Annotated in this window: 16 protein-coding genes; 8 read left to right on the top strand and 8 right to left on the bottom strand. The window is 60.2% G+C overall.

Going from position 1 to position 19,072, the window contains the following annotated elements; all coding sequences use genetic code 11:
* Nucleotides 1-38: 38 nt before the first annotated feature.
* The 3 genes from ACYQ6J_RS16940 to ACYQ6J_RS16930 are packed head-to-tail and all read left to right on the top strand — an operon-like array spanning nucleotide 39 to nucleotide 4,675.
* Nucleotides 39-683, top strand: a complete 645-nt coding sequence (locus ACYQ6J_RS16940) for a DNA methyltransferase (protein ID WP_460185378.1) — start codon at nucleotides 39-41, stop codon at nucleotides 681-683.
* Nucleotides 667-2,175: an Eco57I restriction-modification methylase domain-containing protein gene (locus tag ACYQ6J_RS16935; protein WP_460185377.1), complete on the top strand. Its 1,509-nt coding sequence runs from the start codon at nucleotides 667-669 to the stop codon at nucleotides 2,173-2,175. The genes ACYQ6J_RS16940 and ACYQ6J_RS16935 overlap by 17 nt, the downstream gene beginning before the upstream one ends.
* Nucleotides 2,168-4,675 carry a GIY-YIG nuclease family protein gene (locus ACYQ6J_RS16930; RefSeq protein ID WP_460185376.1) on the top strand — a complete coding sequence of 836 codons (2,508 nt, stop codon included), beginning with the start codon at nucleotides 2,168-2,170 and terminating at the stop codon, nucleotides 4,673-4,675. The genes ACYQ6J_RS16935 and ACYQ6J_RS16930 overlap by 8 nt, the downstream gene beginning before the upstream one ends.
* A 341-nt stretch (nucleotides 4,676-5,016) precedes the next feature.
* On the opposite strand, the gene gdhA is transcribed toward ACYQ6J_RS16930, so the two are convergent.
* The 3 genes from gdhA to ACYQ6J_RS16915 form a co-directional block, all read right to left on the bottom strand.
* Complete coding sequence (gene gdhA / locus ACYQ6J_RS16925) at nucleotides 5,017-6,369, bottom strand: NADP-specific glutamate dehydrogenase (protein ID WP_460185375.1); 1,353 nt, start codon at nucleotides 6,367-6,369, stop codon at nucleotides 5,017-5,019.
* A 336-nt stretch (nucleotides 6,370-6,705) separates the two neighbouring features.
* Nucleotides 6,706-6,906 (bottom strand): hypothetical protein, encoded by a 201-nt coding sequence (locus tag ACYQ6J_RS16920; protein WP_460185374.1) that lies wholly within the window; start codon nucleotides 6,904-6,906, stop codon nucleotides 6,706-6,708.
* Nucleotides 6,903-7,028, bottom strand: a complete 126-nt coding sequence (locus ACYQ6J_RS16915; RefSeq protein ID WP_460185373.1) for a hypothetical protein — start codon at nucleotides 7,026-7,028, stop codon at nucleotides 6,903-6,905. Before ACYQ6J_RS16915 ends, ACYQ6J_RS16920 begins: the two co-directional genes overlap by 4 nt.
* A gap of 228 nt (nucleotides 7,029-7,256) precedes the next feature.
* On the opposite strand from ACYQ6J_RS16915, the gene ACYQ6J_RS16910 reads away from it, so the two are divergent.
* The 3 genes from ACYQ6J_RS16910 (at nucleotide 7,257) to ACYQ6J_RS16900 (ending at nucleotide 10,694) form a co-directional block, all read left to right on the top strand.
* A complete protein-coding gene (locus ACYQ6J_RS16910) occupies nucleotides 7,257-8,567 on the top strand; it encodes a glycoside hydrolase family 16 protein (protein ID WP_460185372.1) in 1,311 nt (436 codons plus the stop codon).
* A 78-nt stretch (nucleotides 8,568-8,645) separates the two neighbouring features.
* The gene (locus tag ACYQ6J_RS16905; RefSeq protein WP_460185371.1) at nucleotides 8,646-9,827 is read left to right on the top strand and encodes a putative glycoside hydrolase; all 1,182 of its coding nucleotides are present in this window, start codon (nucleotides 8,646-8,648) and stop codon (nucleotides 9,825-9,827) included.
* 129 nt (nucleotides 9,828-9,956) lie between these two features.
* On the top strand, nucleotides 9,957-10,694 hold the full coding sequence (locus ACYQ6J_RS16900; protein ID WP_460185370.1) for a PEP-CTERM sorting domain-containing protein: 738 nt from the start codon (nucleotides 9,957-9,959) through the stop codon (nucleotides 10,692-10,694).
* A 159-nt stretch (nucleotides 10,695-10,853) separates the two neighbouring features.
* Here ACYQ6J_RS16900 and ACYQ6J_RS16895 read toward each other — a convergent pair whose 3' ends face one another.
* The 3 genes from ACYQ6J_RS16895 to ACYQ6J_RS16885 all read right to left on the bottom strand — a co-directional run bounded on the left by ACYQ6J_RS16895 (nucleotide 10,854) and on the right by ACYQ6J_RS16885 (nucleotide 14,461).
* Nucleotides 10,854-12,020 (bottom strand): Gfo/Idh/MocA family protein, encoded by a 1,167-nt coding sequence (locus ACYQ6J_RS16895; RefSeq protein ID WP_460185369.1) that lies wholly within the window; start codon nucleotides 12,018-12,020, stop codon nucleotides 10,854-10,856.
* A gap of 79 nt (nucleotides 12,021-12,099) precedes the next feature.
* Entirely contained in the window at nucleotides 12,100-13,170 is a 1,071-nt protein-coding gene (locus tag ACYQ6J_RS16890) for a sugar phosphate isomerase/epimerase family protein (RefSeq protein WP_460185368.1), read from the bottom strand.
* 298 nt (nucleotides 13,171-13,468) lie between these two features.
* Complete coding sequence (locus ACYQ6J_RS16885) at nucleotides 13,469-14,461, bottom strand: aldo/keto reductase (protein WP_460185367.1); 993 nt, start codon at nucleotides 14,459-14,461, stop codon at nucleotides 13,469-13,471.
* A gap of 433 nt (nucleotides 14,462-14,894) precedes the next feature.
* Between ACYQ6J_RS16885 and metK the strand changes: the two genes are divergently transcribed.
* Both metK and ACYQ6J_RS16875 read left to right on the top strand, forming a co-directional pair.
* On the top strand, nucleotides 14,895-16,055 hold the full coding sequence (gene metK / locus ACYQ6J_RS16880; RefSeq protein WP_460185366.1) for a methionine adenosyltransferase: 1,161 nt from the start codon (nucleotides 14,895-14,897) through the stop codon (nucleotides 16,053-16,055).
* Between the two features lie 28 nt (nucleotides 16,056-16,083).
* Nucleotides 16,084-17,178 carry a hypothetical protein gene (locus tag ACYQ6J_RS16875; RefSeq protein WP_460185365.1) on the top strand — a complete coding sequence of 365 codons (1,095 nt, stop codon included), beginning with the start codon at nucleotides 16,084-16,086 and terminating at the stop codon, nucleotides 17,176-17,178.
* A 12-nt stretch (nucleotides 17,179-17,190) separates the two neighbouring features.
* On the opposite strand, the gene ACYQ6J_RS16870 is transcribed toward ACYQ6J_RS16875, so the two are convergent.
* Both ACYQ6J_RS16870 and ACYQ6J_RS16865 read right to left on the bottom strand, forming a co-directional pair.
* Nucleotides 17,191-17,916 carry a histidine phosphatase family protein gene (locus ACYQ6J_RS16870; RefSeq protein ID WP_460185364.1) on the bottom strand — a complete coding sequence of 242 codons (726 nt, stop codon included), beginning with the start codon at nucleotides 17,914-17,916 and terminating at the stop codon, nucleotides 17,191-17,193.
* A gap of 70 nt (nucleotides 17,917-17,986) precedes the next feature.
* Nucleotides 17,987-19,000 (bottom strand): sugar phosphate isomerase/epimerase family protein, encoded by a 1,014-nt coding sequence (locus ACYQ6J_RS16865; protein WP_460185363.1) that lies wholly within the window; start codon nucleotides 18,998-19,000, stop codon nucleotides 17,987-17,989.
* Between the last annotated feature and the right edge of the window lie 72 nt (nucleotides 19,001-19,072).

Genomic DNA, 19,072 nt, shown 5'->3' with positions numbered 1-19,072 from the left:
CGTATCCAAGGGCACACCCACCATCTATGAATCCCCATGTGAAGTCAAAACGGCGCGTAACCGATTTCGGCGAAGTGTTGACGCCGCAGCATATCGTCAACGCCATGCTCGACCTCGTCAAGAATGAGACCGAGCGGATTGATTCGCGCTTCCTGGAACCGGCCTGCGGCACGGGCAATTTTCTCGTCGAGGTTTTGAACCGAAAGCTACGGGTGGTGGAATCGCGCTATGCCAAGAGCCAAGTGGAATACGAGCGCTACGCCATCCTGGCCGTTTCTTCGATCTACGGTATTGATATCCTGGAAGATAACGCTGAAGAGTGCCGGCAGCGGCTGTTTGCCGTTTTTGATGAAGCCTATACGCGGCTCTTCAAAGACAAGGCGAAATCACAGTGCCGGGAAGCGGTTCGGTACATCCTGACAAAAAACATCGTCCACGGCGACGCGCTCATGTTGCAAACCGTGGGAGAAAATCCGCAGCCGATCGTCTTTCCCGAATGGTCGCTGGTCAACGGCAGCCTGATGAAACGGCGGGACTTTGCTTTCCACGCGTTGGTCGGCCAGGGGGCTATGCGGGATCTCCCGCTCTTTTCCGACCTCGGCGAGGAAGCCTTTATCCCTGAACCTGTCAAAGAGTATCCGCCGGTGCATTTCCTAGAGGTGGCCCATGCCTACGATGACTAGTTACAACCCGGACGTGCTCTCGTGCCTGGCCAATCTTTCCAGCGACGAGGTCTTTACCCCGCCCCAACTGGCAAACCAGATGTTGGACCTTCTGCCGGCTGATCTCTGGAGTAACCCGGAAGCCCGTTTTCTCGATCCGGCGTGCAAGTCCGGCGTATTCCTGCGCGAGATCGCCAAACGGCTCGATAAGGGATTGGAGGCCCGAATCCCCGATCGCCGGGAACGCATCAACCACATCATGAAGAACCAACTTTTTGGCATCGCCATCACCGAGCTGACGGCCTTGATCGCACGGCGCACCCTCTACTGCTCCAAGACCGCCAATGGCGAGTATTCGGTCTGCACGACTTTTGACACACCCGAAGGCAATATCCGCTACCGCCGCACCGAGCACACCTGGAAAGACGGCCGGTGCGTCTTTTGCGGCGCTAACGAAGCAAACTACGCCCGCGGCGAGGAACTGGAAACCCACGCTTATGAGTTTATCCACACCGAAAACCCGGAGGAGATTTTTAATATGAAATTCGATGTCATCATCGGCAATCCGCCGTATCAGTTGAGTGATGGGGGGTTTGGAAGGAGTGCAACACCGATTTACAACAAGTTCGTCCATCAGGCGAAGAAGATCAACCCCCGCTACCTGACAATGATTATTCCTTCCTGCTGGTTTGCAGGTGGAAAGGGCCTGGATGCCTTCAGAGCCGAAATGCTTAACGATGATCGCATTCGCAAATTGGTTGATTTCGAGGATGCTTCGGAAGTATTTCCGGGAGTAGATATTGCCGGCGGTGTATGTTATTTCCTCTGGGAACGAGACTCCCGCGGACCCTGTGAAGTGACCAATGTGCATAAGGGCGAAAAGGTCGTGTCGGTCCGAAGCCTCAATGAATTCCCCACCTTCATCCGCCATAGTCAGGCTGTGGCCATAGTGCGCAAGGTGCTCGCTAAGCAGGAAAGGAGCATGAGCGAGCAGGTATCCAATAGCAAACCTTTCGGATTGCGTACATATGCTCGTCCACAAAAATCTGGCGACCTCATCTTGCGCTGGCAAAATGGCGAAGGGCCTTACCCGCGAGAAGAGATTAAAGTGGGCGTGGCGATGATTGATAAGTGGAAGGTGATTACATCCTACGTAGGCTATGACCACGCTGGAAATCCTGGGCCGGACGGAAAGAGAAGAGTCTTTTCCAAAATTGACATCCTACCACCAGGGACAATCTGTACTGAAACGTATTTGGTAGTTGGTGCTTACGATTCCCGAAAACACGCTGAGAATTTAGTCGCTTACATGAAGACTAGGCTATTCCGTTTCCTGGTGTCTCAGTTCATGTATTCGCATCACATCACAAAAGATGCTTACGCTTTTGTCCCTATTCTCGACATGGACACCGAATGGAGTGACGAAATGCTTTACAAGCGATATGGGCTTACGGAGGAAGAAATCACCTTTATCGAGTCGAAAATCCGCCCTATGGAGTCCGCCGATGAGTAGCAACTTCTTCCCTCCCCGCCCCAAGGTCGAGCCGAAAATTTACGCCTACGAGGACACGAACCCGCAGTATGCCGGCCTGCTCAAGATCGGCTACACCACCCAAAGTGTGCAGGAACGGGTCAAACAGCAGTATCCCACCTTCAGGCCGGGGGAACGGCCCTATCGCATCGTGCTGGAAGAGCCGGCCATCCGCAGCGACGGCACAGGGTTCACCGACCATGACGTGCACCGGATGCTGCGCATCAACGGTATTCCACAGGCCGGCGGGGAATGGTTCCGTTGCACCGTGGAGAAGGTCAAGGCGGCCATCCACGCCGTCCACGAACGACAACTGTTTGAGGTGCAGCGTTCGCTCAACTTCGCCATGCGGCCGGAGCAAGAGGCGGCGGTGGAAAAGACCATGGCCTACTTTAAGAGCTACCGCCGGGAAAACAACAAGCCGCCCCATTTCCTGTGGAACTGTAAGATGCGCTTCGGCAAGACCTTTGCCGCTTATCAACTCGCCAAACGCATGGGCTGGAAGAAGATTCTGGTGCTCACCTTCAAGCCCGCGGTGCAAAGTGCCTGGGAAGAAGATGTACGCTGCCACGTGGATTTTCAGGGCTGGCAGTTCATCAAACCCGGCGGGCTGACCTATGAACAGGCGGACAAGAAAAAACCTATCGTCTGCTTCGGTTCCTTTCAGGACTACCTCGGCCGCAACCCGAGCACTGGCGGCATCAAAACCAAAAACGAATGGGTCCACGCCACCCACTGGGACTGCGTGATCTTCGATGAATATCACTTCGGCGCCTGGCGAGAAAGAGCCAAGGACCTGTTTGAAGCGGAAGATGAAGCGGAACGCAAAGCGGCGGAAGGCGACGCCATTGACTATTTCGATGAAGACATTCTGCCGATTACGTCCGATCACTATTTGTACCTTTCCGGCACCCCGTTTCGCGCCATCGCTACCGGTGAGTTCATCGAAGAACAGATTTACAACTGGACCTATTCCGATGAGCAGAAGGCCAAAGAAGAGTGGCAAGGGCCGGACAACCCCTATGCCGCTCTGCCGCGCATGGTGCTGATGACCTATCAATTGCCGGACGCCATCCGCGAAGTGGCGATGAAGGGCGAGTTCAACGAGTTCGACCTGAACGTGTTCTTTTCGGCCGAAGGCGTCGCCGACCAGGCGAGGTTCAAGTATGAAGATGAGGTCCAGAAGTGGTTGGATCTGATTCGAGGCGCCTATCTTCCCACGAGTTTGGATAACCTAAGGCTGGGCGCGCAGAAGCCGCCGCTGCCCTATTCGGATGTGCGGCTGTTGAGTGTGCTTTCTCATACCCTGTGGTTTCTGCCGAGCGTGGCTTCCTGTTACGCCATGCGTAATTTGCTGGCAAAGAGGCAAAACAAGTTTTACCACGATTACAAAGTCATCGTTGCCGCCGGTGCTGCGGCAGGCATAGGGGTGCATGCGTTGCCGCCGGTTCTGGAGGCCATGGGCGATCCCCTCAAGACGAAAACCATCACCCTGACCTGCGGCAAACTGACCACAGGCGTTACCGTTCGGCCCTGGACGGGAATCTTCATGCTGCGCAACTCTTCCAGCCCGGAGACCTACTTTCAGGCCGCTTTTCGCGTGCAGAATCCGTGGACAATCAAGAATCCTGACGGAACCTCACCCAATGAGGAGTTGATCCTCAAAGAAGAGTGCTACGTCTTTGACTTTGCGCCGGATCGCGCCCTTCGCCAGATCGCCGATTACAGTTGCAGCCTGAACGTCAACGAGGATGACCCGGAGAAGAAGGTCGAGGAATTCATCCATTTCCTGCCGGTGCTGGCCTATGATGGCAGTTCCATGAAACAGATTGACGCCGCGGGCGTGCTCGATATGGCCATGAGCGGCACGACTGCCACCCTACTCGCTCGCCGTTGGGAGAGCGCCCTGCTGGTGAACGTGGACAACGACACCTTGCGACGGCTGATGAACAATGAACAAGCGATGAAAGCGCTGATGAGCATCGAAGGGTTCCGGAACCTCAATCAAGATATCGAGACCATCATCAACAAATCCGAAGCCGTGAAAAGGCTGAAGAAAGAAGCTAACGATAGAGAGCTTTCAGCCAAAGAAAAACGCGAACTGACCGAGGAAGAAAAGGAATCCAAGAGCAAACGGAAACAGATTCAGGAAAAGCTCATCAAGTTTGCCACGCGGATCCCTATCTTTATGTATCTGACAGATTACCGGGAAAGGACCCTCCGTGATGTGATCACGCAACTGGAGCCGGGATTGTTTAAGAAAGTCACCGGGTTGACGGTGAAGGATTGTGAGTTGCTCGTCAGCCTGGGGGTGTTCAACAGCGCCCTGATGAACGATGCGGTGTATAAATATAAGCGCTACGAAGACCCCAGCCTTGTCTATACCGGTATCAATAGGCATGAAGGGGAAGACGTCGGGCTTTATGATACGGTATTACGCCGTGCGGACTACGAGGCTATCATTGTAGGCGAAGAAAACTAGCGTTACAACAGAATAAATGGACTGACCATGGGTTGCAGTCGGCCGTTCGGTGCACAAGGGCGAGGTTGGGGGCGAAGCGGTCCCTGCGGATCGGGTAGGGCATCGGGCGGTACTTGGCCCGCACCATCCCATCGGGCACGCCCTGCGAAAGCAGGTCCGCCGCTAAGCCGTGCCCGGACGTTCGTCGGCCTTGCGTTCCACGAGGTCGTGCCGTTGTATGGTGAACGAGCGCGCCGGCCCTTCAAACGAACGCCGCCGGTGTAAGCCGGCGGCGTGGGGTATTGCCGTGGACGCACGTGCGGCACAAAAGGCGTCCGCGCAGTGCAACGCTTGGGCGAGTATCAAACGACGCCCTGGGCGATCATGGCGTCCGCGACCTTCACGAAGCCTGCGATATTGGCGCCGGCCACGTAATCGGTATATTCGCCCTTGCGCCCGTACTGCGTGCACGAATCGTGGATGCGGATCATGATGTCCTTCAGTCGGGCATCGACTTCCTCGCGGGACCAGAACTGCCGCATGGAGTTTTGGCTCATTTCCAAGCCGCTGACGGCGACGCCGCCCGCGTTGGAGGCCTTACCCGGCGCATAGAGGATCTTCGCCTCTTGGAAGACCTTGACGGCGTCCAGCGTGGACGGCATGTTGGCCCCTTCGCCGACGCAGAAGCAACCGTTTTTCAGCAGCGTGCGAGCGTCCTGCTCGTCGATCTCGTTTTGCGTGGCGCAGGGCAAGGCCACATCGCAGGGGAATTGCCAGGGTCGAGCACCCGGGAAGTATTGCAGGCCGGTTTCTTCGGCAAAGACCTTGATCCGGGCGCGGCGGACGTTCTTGACCTCCATCAGCAGATTCAACTGCTCGGTGGTAAAGCCCTTGGGGTTGTAAACGCTGCCGTCGGAGTCGGAGAAACTGATGACTTGGGCCCCATAGCCCATCGCCCGCTCGGCCGCGTATTGGGCCACGTTGCCGGAGCCTGAAATGGTGACCCGCAATCCTTCCAGCGAACGCCCGCGAGTCTTCAGCATTTCCTGGACGAAGTAGACCAGGCCGTAGCCGGTGGCCTCGGGACGAATCAGGCTTCCGCCGTAGCTCAAGCCCTTACCCGTCAACGTGCCGCTGAATTCGTTCCGCAGTTTTCGGTACATGCCGAAGAGGAAGCCGATTTCGCGACCGCCGACGCCGATGTCGCCCGCGGGCACGTCCAAATCGGGACCGATATGACGGAACAATTCCGACATGAAGGCTTGGCAGAACCGCATCACTTCGTCGTCGCTACGTCCCTTAGGATCGAAGTCCGAACCGCCCTTGCCGCCGCCCATGGGAAGGGTGGTCAAGGAATTCTTGAAGACCTGCTCGAAGGCCAAGAACTTCAAAATCCCCAGGTTGACCGAGGGGTGAAACCGCAAGCCGCCCTTGTAGGGACCGATCGCGCTATTCATCTGCACGCGGAAGCCCCGGTTCACGTGCACACGGCCTTGATCGTCCACCCACGACACGCGGAAATGGATGACCCGCTCCGGTTCCACCATCCGTTCCAGCAGGGCCCGCTCCTTGTACTTCGGGTTCTCTTCCAGGAAGGGCCACAGGCTCTCGAAGACCTCGGTCACCGCTTGGTGGAACTCGGGTTGTCCGGGGTCCCGGGCCAAGACCTTTTCAAGGAATTGTTGGAGCGACGCGTAGGTGGCCGAATCGGTCATGGGGTTTCCTCCAAAAGTGAACACGTGAACCAACGACGTGAAGCAGGGACTGAAACGACGTGTCCGGGCGTACCTTAACCGCCTCATACCGATGCGGCATCGAGTGACCGTCGTGGGAGAAGCCCGGCAGGATGCCGGCAAGTCCGCGCGAACCGTACCGCAAGAATGCGTCCGGACGGTAATCAATACAAAACGTCGCATTTTTGAGCGCCGCGAGCGAACTGTCAATCGGGGGCCGTCGGCGTCGAAATAGCGTGCTTGGCTGCACCGAGCCACGTTGGCGGACATTCCGCCCGGCCCCGCTGCGTCGGTGTTACCCGCGAAGAAAAATGCTCCCTAATCCTGATTCTCACAAATCGAAATGTCCCTTGCTAGGGTTTCCAGGGACTGCCGAATCGGGCGGCGGAGCGAGTCCGCAGCGGAGTCGCCCGATTCGGGCGGCCATCCCTCCTCGGCCTCCCAGACATCACCGCCTCGCTTTTCCCAAGCCGAAACGCCCGCCACAGTTGCCGTGCCGCCACGCAAATCGGATATCACGCCCACGAACGCTTGGCCCGGCGATGACTCATCCCCAGAATCTCGCCGGCCTTCACCAGCGTGACATCTCCCGCCTTCACCCGGCCGAAAAACTCGAGTCTCGCTTGCTCTTTCGCGCTCATCGGTGTTGTCTCCATACGGTCCTCCGTTCCGGGAACTCGTAGGGACATTTCTATTCACGCCCCAAGGGGCATCTTGATTCACTTGCGACAAACCATGCCTTCGGCTGATTGACGGCCCCTTGTCTCACGGTGAAAATCGGGGGCGACCGTTGCGGGTAGTTGGGCGGCAAGGCGTGGACGCTCGCCCGTCTCTTGACCGTCAGTCGTGCGTGCCGAGAAAGCCGTCGTATGCGTGGTTCGATCTGGTTCCTGGTATTGCTCTCGCTGGGTTGGGGACGACCGATTCAGGCTGAATGGATCATCCGGTTGGTGGATGGCGCGCGGATCTTGGCTGCGGAGGGAGAACTGCATTCCGAAGTTCCGGGCGTCGATTCCGAAAAAGGCGCGGAGAAGACGCCGCCCGTCCCGCAAGTCTCGGTGGTCTCGCCGGAGTATGGAGCGGACGTGAAGGGCGACTCGCCGGTGGTGATTTCCGCCCCGGCCTTCCCCGACACCACGGTCACGGTGAAGTGCTGGAAGCAAGGGCCGGGCTTCGGTACCGATTCCACGGTCGCCGTTGTCGCCTTGGACGGGCAAGGCAACGGTTCGTTCGTTTTTCCTGCGGATCGCTACCCGCACGGTCCCCTGACGCTACGGATCAGCGCCCGAGGAGGCGATGCGAGCGACAATTGTTATCTACAAGTCTATAACGTGGGCGGTGTGTCTTGGAACGAAGGGATGCCGGAGGGACCGCCGCCCGCCGCCGAGGGCATGAGGCTGGTGTTCGCCGATGATTTCGCCGGGCCGCTTTCCATCTCGGCAACGGATGTATCAGCCGCCTACTATAGCCACAAGCCTCCGCACGGGAGCACGGATTTCAGCGTTCACAGGTTCAGCGACTACGAGTCGCCGCGGAATCCGTTCGCTCAGCGGGACACCTACCTGCGGATTCGGGCGGACGACCGGTCGCGGAGTTCGGGCCTGATATCGTCCGTCAAGAATGACGGCAGCGGCGTCACCGCCCAGGCCCCGTGCTATTTCGAGTGTCGTTTTCTGGGACCTAACGCCCCCGGCAGTTGGCCGGCCTTCTGGTTGATGACCAACTACATGCTCGGTTGGAAGGGCGGCGAGACCCGACCGAGCGACGAACTGGACGTGATCGAAGCGTACGGGGGCGAAGGTCCCGGGCATCCCAACTTCGGCTTTGGGTATCAGGTCGCCGCGCATGCTTGGGGGCAACCGGACGTCCAAAAGGCGATCGCCGATCCGTTCTTCAAGAAGTATTCTCCCGTCCGCTTCAGCGAATTCGGCATCCCCTCGACGTGGTTCGAGACGTTCCACATCTACGGTTGCAAGATCACGGAGACGGACACGATTTATTACTGCGACAACATCGAGGTGGCGCGCCATCCCACCATGCCGTTAAGCAAGAAGGAACCCCTGTTTTTCTTCATCAACCTGGCCACGGGGGGCGGTTGGCCGGTGGACCTTGCGCGGTATCACGGCGTCATCGATATGTACGTCGATTACGTGCGTGTGTACCAAGGCGAGCGGAAGTGAGAGCGCCGCCGCGTGCCCGATGCGACCGCATGCTCGAGTTCGGTCAAGTCTCGAGACGTGTAACCTGAAACGATGCCCATGAAGCGACGACAGTTTTTGCAAGTTGCCGTTGCATCCGCAGCGATGCGAGTCGCGGGCGATGCCGCCTCGGCTCCGACGAGCGAGCGGGAGTCTTTCCGCAACCGATTGCCGCGGTTTTCTTGGGAGAGGGTCCCGCCGTATCTGCATTTCGGCAAAACGGAGGGACCGCTCAGCGATGCCGAGATCCGTTTCGTCGCGGAACGATGCGATCTGATCTGCCTGGAGAAGGCGCACGGGATTCGCGCCCTCGGATCGACGGAGAAGGGTATCGCACACGACGCACGACGGATCAAAGCGGTCAATCCGAACGCGAAGGTCCTTTTCTACTGGAACACGTTCCTCAATTACCCGCTGTATGACGCGTGCCGGGAGATTGCGCAGCATCCCGAATGGATCTTTCGCGATCGTAACGGCAATCCCATCTACAAGACCGGGAAACTGGAACAGTACAACTTGCTGGACCCGGCGTTCCGTGAATGGTGGGCGGGCATTGCCGGTCGCGCCGTCACGGAATACGGTTGTGACGGCATCTTCATGGACGCGGTGGATCAGGCGAAACGTCCGATCTGGATGCGGCAAGGCTGGGGAGAGGGCAAAGAGCCGCAACTCACCGAGGCGGTAATCGACATGATGCGACGTGCTCGCTCGGCCATGGGGGAATCCGCCCTCCTCCTGTACAACGGCCTGCGGAGCACCGCCGAGGATACGACCGGGGAAGTCTACTTGCCCTTCGCGGACGGCGCCATGGTCGAACATTTCGGCATCTTTCGCTCCGGCGAGAAAGAGGCACTTCAGCGCGATCTCGAGACGATTCGCCGGGCCGCTCAAGGAGGGAAGATCGTGGCCGTCAAAGGTTGGCCCGACCCGCAGTTCGTTTTCACCAATTCCGAGAAGATGCGGGAACCGCGGGAGAGGCTGATCGCCGAGGCGCGAGACAAAATCACTTTTTCCCTGGCCTGTTTTTTGATCGCCGCCGAACCGCACACCTACTTCGCCTACGCCTGGGGCTACCGTGCGGATGACGGTTGCTTGATCGATTATCCGGAACTTTCCCGCCCGCTGGGACCGCCGCAGGGACCGCCGGACCACGACGGGTGGATGTACCGCCGCCGCTTCGCCCATGCGACGGTGGAAGTCGATTTGGCCGAACGAAGGGCCTTGATCGACTGGGACGGTTAGGAGGGACGCCGGGTTGCAATGACTCTGCGGGTAATTTTGTTGACAGCGACCTTGCCGACTGTATCATAAATACGATCGGACGAGCGCAGGAGAATCCGTGCGCCGACCGCCGAAAAGGAGATCGCATCCATGAAACGCCTACTCGGTTCGCTCGCCGTTTTCGCCCTGCTGGCCGGGGTGGCTGCCGCCAGTCCCTTTGAATGGTCCCCGCAAGACCATCGACCCTGGACCGGCGGGTTCCCCTACCAACGAAACATCGACTGGCAGTTCGACGTGAATCCCGAAGGCGGGCCGAGCCCAGCCGGGACGCCGGGCGCCCATTACGAGGGCTCGGCCGATTCGTGGTTGCGAGCTAGCGACTTCGTGGACTTGAGCGGGAGCATGACCTGGTATTCCTCGGTCAGCGGGTTGCCCTACCAAGGATTAATCGGCATCGACAACCGATCCGGGAATGTGCCGACCGGCGGGCAAATCGTCTTCCACCTGGACAACATCCCGACGGTAACGGCCGTTAAGCGGATTTGGATCGAGTGGGACTTCATCGCGTCGTCCTCGAACATCCCCGTGACGTTTTTCGTGGGCGACTCGGAAGGGAATTTGCCGCAGGCGGACTGGGTGAGCGAGGTGCGGCAGATCGATCAAGACGGTCTTTTGCGGCAGAACCTCTGGTTCGAACTGCGACCGAACCCCATCTGGGAAGAGATCGTGATTCAATTGCCCTACGTACCTCGCGACGGATACTTCTTCATCGATCGCTTCCATGTGGCGACCGAGTGTATTCCCGAACCGGCATCGGCTTTGCTGCTCGGTCTGGGCGGCGTGGGATTAGTTTGGTTCGCCCGCGGACGACGCCGAAAGCCCGCCTGACGCCTTCCCCAATTTAGATATCCGGCAGCGACATCGCGGAATTGATCTTCCCGTCGCTCCTAAGGAGGATGTACAAGGAGCGGAGAAGCCGAATTCGGCTCTCCGCTCCTTGCGTGTTTCGGGCCGGGTTTCGTTGCGATGAACGGGCTCGGCGCGTGATCAGTCGAGAATCTCGACCCAGCGGCCTTCCTTAGCGCTTTGCAGGACGGCGTCGCACACGCGCTGCGTGCGCAGAGCCGAACGCATGTCGGGTTGGAACTTGGGCCCGCCCTCCAGGCTCGCCAAAAAGTCGGCGAAACTGTTGGTGAACGTGTGCTCGTAACCGATGGTGCACCCCGGCACCCACCAGTTCTTCATGTAGGGGTGTTCGGCATTGGTTACGTGGATCCGCTGCCAACCGGTCAGGTGGTCCTCGATCTTTTTGCCGGTGTCCGGGTCGGCGTAGCGGAAGTATTGCAGGATGTGCGGATCCTCGAGGTCGAAGAATACGGCGCCGTTCTCGCCGTTGACCTCCAGGGTGTTATAGTTCTTGCGCCCCCGGGCGTAGCGGGTGCTTTCGAACGTCCCCAGCGATCCGTTTTCGAACACCGCCAGAAACATGCAGGCGTCGTCGATGTCCACCTTTTCGACTTTGCCGGTTTCGGCGTGGACCCGTTCCTTGACGAAGGTCTCGGTGTAGGCGGTGACCTTTCGGATCGGACCGTTGAGCCATTCGGCCGTGTCGATGGAGTGGGCCAAGAGATCGCCGGTGACGCCGGAACCGGCCACCTTGGCATCCAACCGCCAGAGCGCCAAACCGCCTTGGGGTACCTTGGTGGAGATCGTGTAGTCTTGGTTGTAGGTGGCGCGATAGTGGAAGGGCCGACCGATCCGCCCCTCGTCGATGACCTGTTTGGCCAGCGAGATGGCAGGGACGCGGCGGTAGTTGAAGGAGACCATGTTGGGCACGCCCGCCTTCTCCACGGCGGCGACCATTTCCTCCGCCTCCTTGGCGTTCATGGCCAGCGGCTTTTCGCAAACGATGATCTTGCCCGCCTCCGCCGCCGCGATCACGCAATCGTGATGCATGTGGTTGGGAACGCACACGTCGATGAGGTCCACGTCATCGCGTTCGATCACCTCCCGCCAATCGGTCTCGATCGACTCGTAACCCCAGCGGCGAGCGAACGGTTCCAGCTTGTCCATGTCCTCCTTGCGTCCGTAAATCGCCTTGAGGACCGGTTTGTGCTCTCGATCGAAGAAATGGCTGACCTGAGACCAGGCGTTGGAGTGCGCCTTGCCCATGAAACCGCAGCCCAACATGCCGATGCGTAGCTCTTTCGCCATAGCGCATGCCTCCTAAGGAAAAGCTGATCCAAAGTCCGTATTTCCAATCCGTTCGCCGAGCGCGGGGTTCGGCGAGCGGTCATTCCGCTTCGTACCAACCGTGAGCGTCGCGCACGGCAATCATGGCCCGAAGGATGTCGTTCCAAGTCTTGGGGTCCATCATCACGGCGTTAGGAAACATGCAACCGTCCCAACAGATGTGGCGCATCTTCTTGGTGATTTGTCCCGATTCGTCGCGGAGCCAATAGCCGGCGGCGCGGGGGATGTCCAACTTGCCGTTGGGATCGGTGGCCAGGCAATGCCGCCCGGTCTTGTCGTGAGACCCCGACCCATGCACCGTGCAATCGTTTTGAGCGATGTGCAGGTCGACGGTCCACGGACGGAGCGCGTCGGTCAATTGCTTGTACGCGGCGTAGAATCGCCCCTCGTCCTGCCAATCGAAATCCTGCGGCAAGAGGGCGTCCTCGGGGGCGTTGTATCCCAGCAGGTACAGCAGGGTGTGAGCCATGTCGGCCTGGAAGCCCAAGATATCCGGTCGATTGACCATCTCGAGGAGTTGGATCATGCGTCGCCAACTGTGCATACCGCCCCAGCAGATTTCCCCCTCCGCGGCCAGTTTTTCGCCATGATCGGCGGCGATGTCGCAAGCTTGACGGAAGGTCTCGGCGATCTTCTTTTGATTCCCCTCGGGGTCGGCCAACCAGTCGTGGACGCCGCAGGCCGAGTCGATTCGCACGCATCCGTGGGGCCGAACTCCCAATTCGCGCAAGACCTGGGCCACGCGGCACCCTTTGCGGACTTGATCGAGGAATCGCGCCCGCTCGGCCTGGTCGCCCATGGCCGACCCGCCGCCCGTGGGAGGCCAGATCGGCGCTACCACCGTGCCGATCTTCAGGCCGCGTTTCTCGGCCTTCTCCGCCAGTTGCTTGATCGCGTCGTCGCTTTGCACGGTGGAGTCGATGTCGATGTGCGGCAGGTAGAGGAACAAATCGAAGCCGTCGAACTTGACTCCGTCCACCTCGGCGCCCGCCGTAAGATCGAGCATGGTGTCCAGCTCGATGGGCGGTTCGCCGCCGTCACCCTTGCCCACGACGCCGGGCCACGCCGCGTTGTGCAGCTTCGGATAGTTGTTGCGATGGTCTGTACTCATCCGGCGGTCTCCCTCGCTCGTCAAGAACGCATGCCTACCCGAACGACAATCATCGTGCCGACCGCGTGCGACGCAGGGTCGTTGCGGTCGCGCCGCCTGTTGCCTCTGCGGCAAGCCGACATCCTAGCAAACCGCGCGCGGCTTGTCACTATGCGGCGATGGATGTCCCGGATGTTCTGCTTGCCGGCGGCAGGACGGCGCCTCGCCCCGTCCGGACCGTTCGCCCGCGGGGATGGCGAACGATGCCGATCGCGAACGCAACCTCCGCTTCGGCACAGTGCGGTCGGGCCTTCGCCTCTCAATACTTGCCGCGGATATGCCGAGCCACCTCGCGTTCGTAGAAGCGTCCCAGGCGATTGTGCAATTCGCCGGGAAGCGGCGGAAGGTCGCTCGCGGCGGCGTTGGATCGGACTTGATCCGGACGCCGTGCTCCGGGAATCACCGTCGTCACGGCCGAGAAGTCCAGGCACCATCGCAAAGCCGCCTGGGCGAGATTCATCCCCTTGGGGAACCATGGCCGCATGCGATCGACCAACTGCAAACCCGTCTCGAACGGCAACCCGGCGAACGTCTCGCCCACGTTGAACTTCTCGCCGTCGCGATTGAAGCGGCGGTGGTCGGTCGGGGCGAATTGGGTGTCTCGCGTGAACTTGCCCGCCAGCAGTCCGCTCGCCAAAGGCAGCCGAACGATGATCGCCACACCCTTCTCCTTGGCTTCGTCGAAAAGCTCGTCGATGGGCTTTTGACGGAAGATGTTGAAGATGATTTGCAACGAGGCCATGCCGTCCACGCCGAGGCAGAATCGGGCTTCCTCCACGCTTTCCACGCTGGCGCCGAAGGCCTTGATCTTGCCTTCATCGCGGAGTTCGCGGAGTGCGTCGAAGATCGGCGTATCGCGCATGGCCTCCAAAGGGAGACTGTGGGTTTGAGTCAGGTCCAAGGCATCCACGCCCAATCGGCGAAGCGAATCCTCCGTATGTCGGCGGACGACCTCGCGGGTGAAATTGTCGGGCCAACCCGGATCGGGGTGCCGCCCCAATTTGGTGGCCACGAAGAAGCGATCCCGATCCGATCTCCCTCGGAGGAAGCGACCGATCAGGCTTTCGCTCCGCCCCAAGCCGTAGATGTCCGCGGTATCGAGAAACGTGATCCCGGCGTCCGCGGCGGCGGCAAGCGTGTCCAAGGCCTCCGCCTCCGGGACGTCGCCCCATTCGGTTCCGCCCAATTGCCAGGTTCCCAAGCCGATCTCGGAAACCGCCCGTTGCAAGCAGGGAAATGTCCGATCTTTCACCGTCGGCCTCCGTTTGCGCCTTGCGTGCCCGAACTGTGTTAAACGTTGTGCGCTCGAACCGTGTTACACCTTGTGAGGCTGAAGCGCCTTGAATACTGTTGATTGAATTCCAAACGGATATTTTGCCCGACATTCGCCTGCGACGATATACCCCGCCCTTCGCTCCGCCGCCCGATTCGCAAGTTCCTTGAACCCCTAGCAAGGGACATTTCTCTTCGCGAGAATCAGGGGCCATTTCTATTCGTGGGTACCATAGCCCCGCTGCGTCGGCTTGCCCTAGCTTACCGGAGGGACCTATAATCAGGGGTTTGAAACGGGCGGGCGATCGTCGGTACGCAGGTCGGGCGAGCGTCCGCGGCCCCGGCTTTCGCCGATATCACGGCATTTTCCCCGAGGCATCTCGATATTGGGTCTTTTTCTGGAGGACGGCTCCGTGGCGCAGGGTAAGTATTTGTTCACAAGTGAATCAGTCAGCATGGGGCATCCGGACAAGTTGGCCGACCGCATCTCCGACGGCATCCTCGACGCGCTGCTGGCCGAAGACTCCGCCAGTCGCGTCGCTTGCGAAACCCTCGTCGCGACCGGCATGGCCGTGGTGGCCGGCGAAATCACCACGCAGGCCTCCATCAATTACGCCGACGTGGTCCGCGACGTGATTCGAGAGGTGGGCTACAACAGCGACGCCATGGGCTTCAACTACGAGACCTGCGCCGTGCTCGTCTCCCTCCGCCGGCAAAGTCCGGACATCGCTATGGGCGTGGACCGCGAGGGTGCCGGCGACCAAGGCCTCATGTTCGGCTATGCCATCGACCACACGCCGGAATTGATGCCGCTTCCCATCGCGCTGTCGCACCGCATTCTCAACCGACTGACGGAACTGCGTCAGGCGGGCAAGGTGGATTGGTTGCGTCCGGATAGCAAGAGCCAGGTGACCGTCGAGTTCGAAGGCGCCCAACCCGTCCGCATCGACACCGTCGTGGTCTCCACGCAGCACGCCGCTGAAGTCGAGCAGAAGGAAATCAAGGAATTCGTCATCGAAGAGGCGGTCAAGCCCGTCCTTCCGCCCGACCTGGTCAACGGCGACATCAAGTTTTTCGTCAATCCGACCGGGCGATTCGTGACCGGCGGTCCGCACGGCGATACCGGTCTGACCGGACGCAAGATCATTGTGGACACCTACGGAGGCTGGGCCAGGCACGGCGGCGGGGCCTTCAGCGGAAAGGATCCCACCAAGGTCGATCGCAGCGCCGCCTACATGGCGCGGCACGTGGCCAAGAACATTGTGGCCGCCGGATTGGCCAAACGATGCGAGGTTCAATTGGCCTATGCCATCGGGGTCGCCGATCCCGTCAGCATCTACGTCGATACCGAGGGCACCGGCGAAGTCCCGGACGAACGCCTTTGCCAATACATCCGCGACCTGTTCCCCCTCACGCCTCAGGGGATCATTCGCTATCTGGATCTGCTTCGTCCGATCTACCGGAAGACGGCCTCGGGCGGTCATTTCGGGCGGAGCGAGAAGGAATTCGTCTGGGAAAGCACGCACCGCACGGCGGAACTGCAAGAGGCCGCCGGTCGCATGGCCGTCCGTTGATGCCCCCGATCCTGGAAGGGCGCGCCGCATGGCCGACCGATCGTCAACATTCGGCGGCTCAAAATATGCTCGCGCTCGGGGTGTCGTGATATTCAGCGTCGTATTCTGGGTCGCCGCGGGCGCGGTCATCTTGGCCTGGCGGACTGCGCTGACGCTCCGCTTCCCCGCCTTCGGCACTTGGGGAACTCCCGCCGTTTACGGCGGCTTGCTCCTTGCCGTCATCGTCGCCCGAATTGTTTGGAGGCAAGAGGCCCGACGCCGCACCTTCCCACGCGGCACGGTCGCCGTCGGTCACGCCTTACTCTCCCTCACGGCGTTAGCGGGCGTCGCCCTACTCCTTTTCGGCCAACCGTTCTGGCTGGGAGTGGGAATCTGTCTGTGGATCGCGGAAGAAAGCTGGGCGCTCGGCTTGTGGCAGGCGTCGCCGCCGGAGTCTTTGCGTTCCCTCGTCGCCCGGAAAATTATCAAACCCGAACCGTCGGAACCTCCCGCAGCGGAGGTGTTGCAGCAAGCCGAATCGCACCGCGCAGACGCCGCGGAAACCGTGGCGCATCGCGCGGCGGCGACGGTGGAATCTTCCCGCGCCACGAGCAATGCGAACGACGCTCCGGATTCGTCGCCCGCAGAATCTTGCGAACTTCCCGAAGGGAGCGGCGACGCTTGCGATCCGGAAGGCGAATCCGCGCCGGAAGCGGGCGAGGAAATCGGCGCCGAAGAGCAAACGGAAGAAATGGAGGAATGGGAAGAGCAACAGGGGGAAGAAGCAGCGGAGGAAGAGGAAGAAGAGGCGGCGGAGGAGGAAGCGGAGGATTTGCCGCCGCCCGACGTCTCCCAACAATGGACGCGGCAGCGCATGCCGGACGGCAGTGACGTGCTCTCCGCGTGGCATCGCCTGGAGTTTTCGCCGGGGCAAACCCACCAGACGGTGCATCTTCCTTTTTGGCCGGCCTTCGAATCTCCGCCCGCCGTGGAGGCCCAAATCATCGAAGGTCCGCCGGGAAACGTCAAGGTTTCCGGAGTTTGGGGATTCGGGGCACGGTTGGAAGTGCGACTCGCCGCGCCGCTCGACGAACCGAGCGAGATTCTGATCTTGACGGTCGCGCAATCGTCGCCGGACGCCTGATCTCCTCGCCGGTCAAAGATCACCCCGCCCCGTCAGGCCCACCGTCGTCAGATGCTCCGTCCGGTCCACGTCCAAGAGTCGGAACCGACCGCTATCGGGATCGGCCTCGAGCGCGGTGATCGAACCGTTCTGCAATGCCCGCGGTATGCGGTGCGCCTCGTGCGGCATCAAAGCGGCAAACGAGACGACGAACATGCGACCGTGGGCGATAACGGCGACCTTGGAATAGGGCGAGGCCGCGATTCGCCGCAGCGCCGCGGATCCCCGTTCGGCCAATTGCCGCCGGGACTCCCCACCCGGGATCACGTAGTCCATGTCGCCCCCGATCCAGCGGCGATATTCATCGGGAAAGTCGGCCTCCAATTCCCGCCGCAATTTGTCCTGGAAAATCCCGGCGTGAATCTCCTTCAAATCGTCGTCGACGAATAGGGGGCACTTCGAGGCGGTCGCCACCAACTCGGCGGTTTGATAGGCCCGGCGCAAGGGACTGCTGAAGACCGCCTCGATTCCCTCCGCGCGGAGCGTTTCCGCCGTCGCCTGCCCTTGCCGCAGACCCAGCGGCGAAAGGGGGACGTCGGACTGCCCCTGCACGCGTCCCTCGGCGTTGTACGTGCTTTCCCCATGCCGAACGCAATAGAGAATCATGCCGCCTCCGCGCAACCGCATCTTTCCCGAAGGCAGGGCAAGCGATCCGGCAACGACTATCGCCGCCCCCGCCCGGGCAAGAAAGTACGACACGGCCTCTCCGCGAGAAGGGCCGTGTCGCGTGTTTCACCCATAAAACGTCACTTCGCTGCGAGGACGAGAGTCAGGCCTTGGTCTGCTCTTCCTTGTCGAAGGCGGAATCGAACGCGCGCTCGCTGCGGCGGAAATCCATCTTCCGCACAAATTCGCAGGCTTCCTTGGCTCCGTGCTCGCGGTCCATGCCGCTGTCTTCCCACTCCACGGAGAGCGGACCGTCGTAGCCGACGTCGTTGAGCGCCCGCATGACCTCCTCGAAGTTCACGCCGCCGCGTCCCAGAGAGCGGAAGTCCCAACCGCGCCGCCAGTCGCCGAAGTTGAGATGGCTGGCCAAAATGCCCGACTTGCCGTCCAGCTTGACGATCGCATCCTTCATGTGCACGTGGAAGATGCGGTCGGGGAAGTGGCGGATGAATTGGGCCGGGTCCACGCCCTGCCAAATCAGGTGGCTGGGGTCGAAATTGAAACCGAAGGCCTCGTGATACTTCAAGGCTTCCAAGGCCCTTTCCGCCGTGTAGAGGTCGAACGCGATTTCCGTCGGATGGACCTCCAGCGCGAACTTCACGCCGCATTCCGAGAAGACATCGAGAATGGGAATGAAACGCTCGGCCAGGAGGTTGAAGCCGTCCTCGATCATTTGCGGCGAGACGGGCGGGAAGGAATAGAGCAAGTGCCAGATGCTGGAACCGGTGAAACCGTTGACGATGGAGACGCCCAACTTTTGGGCGGCCCGAGCCGTGTCCTTCAGTTCGTCCGCTGCCCGCTGATTTACGCCCGCCGGATCACCGTCGCCCCAAACGTGCGGGGGCAGAATCGCCTGATGCCGTTGGTCGATGATATCCAAGACCGCCTGACCGACCAGGTGATTGCTGATGGCGAAGACTTGCATGCCGTACTTTTGCAGCAACGCCCGCTTCGCCGCACAATACCCGTCGTCCTCCAGGGCTTTTTGCACTTCGAAATGATCGCCCCAGCAGGCTAATTCCACGCCGTCGTAACCGAATTCCTTGACCTTGCCGAGCAAGGTTTCCAGGGGGAGATCGGCCCACTGCCCAGTGAACATCGTGACGGGTCGCGCCATGACTTAACTCCTTGCTTCGTTGAGAGTCCGCGATTCGTGCCTTGCGCAATCACACGGCGGAATCCATTTTGC

This window comes from Thermopirellula anaerolimosa, assembly GCF_054657335.1.
The sequence above is the reverse complement of the archived record's forward strand: the minus strand, read 5'-3'. Positions and strand labels throughout refer to the sequence as shown.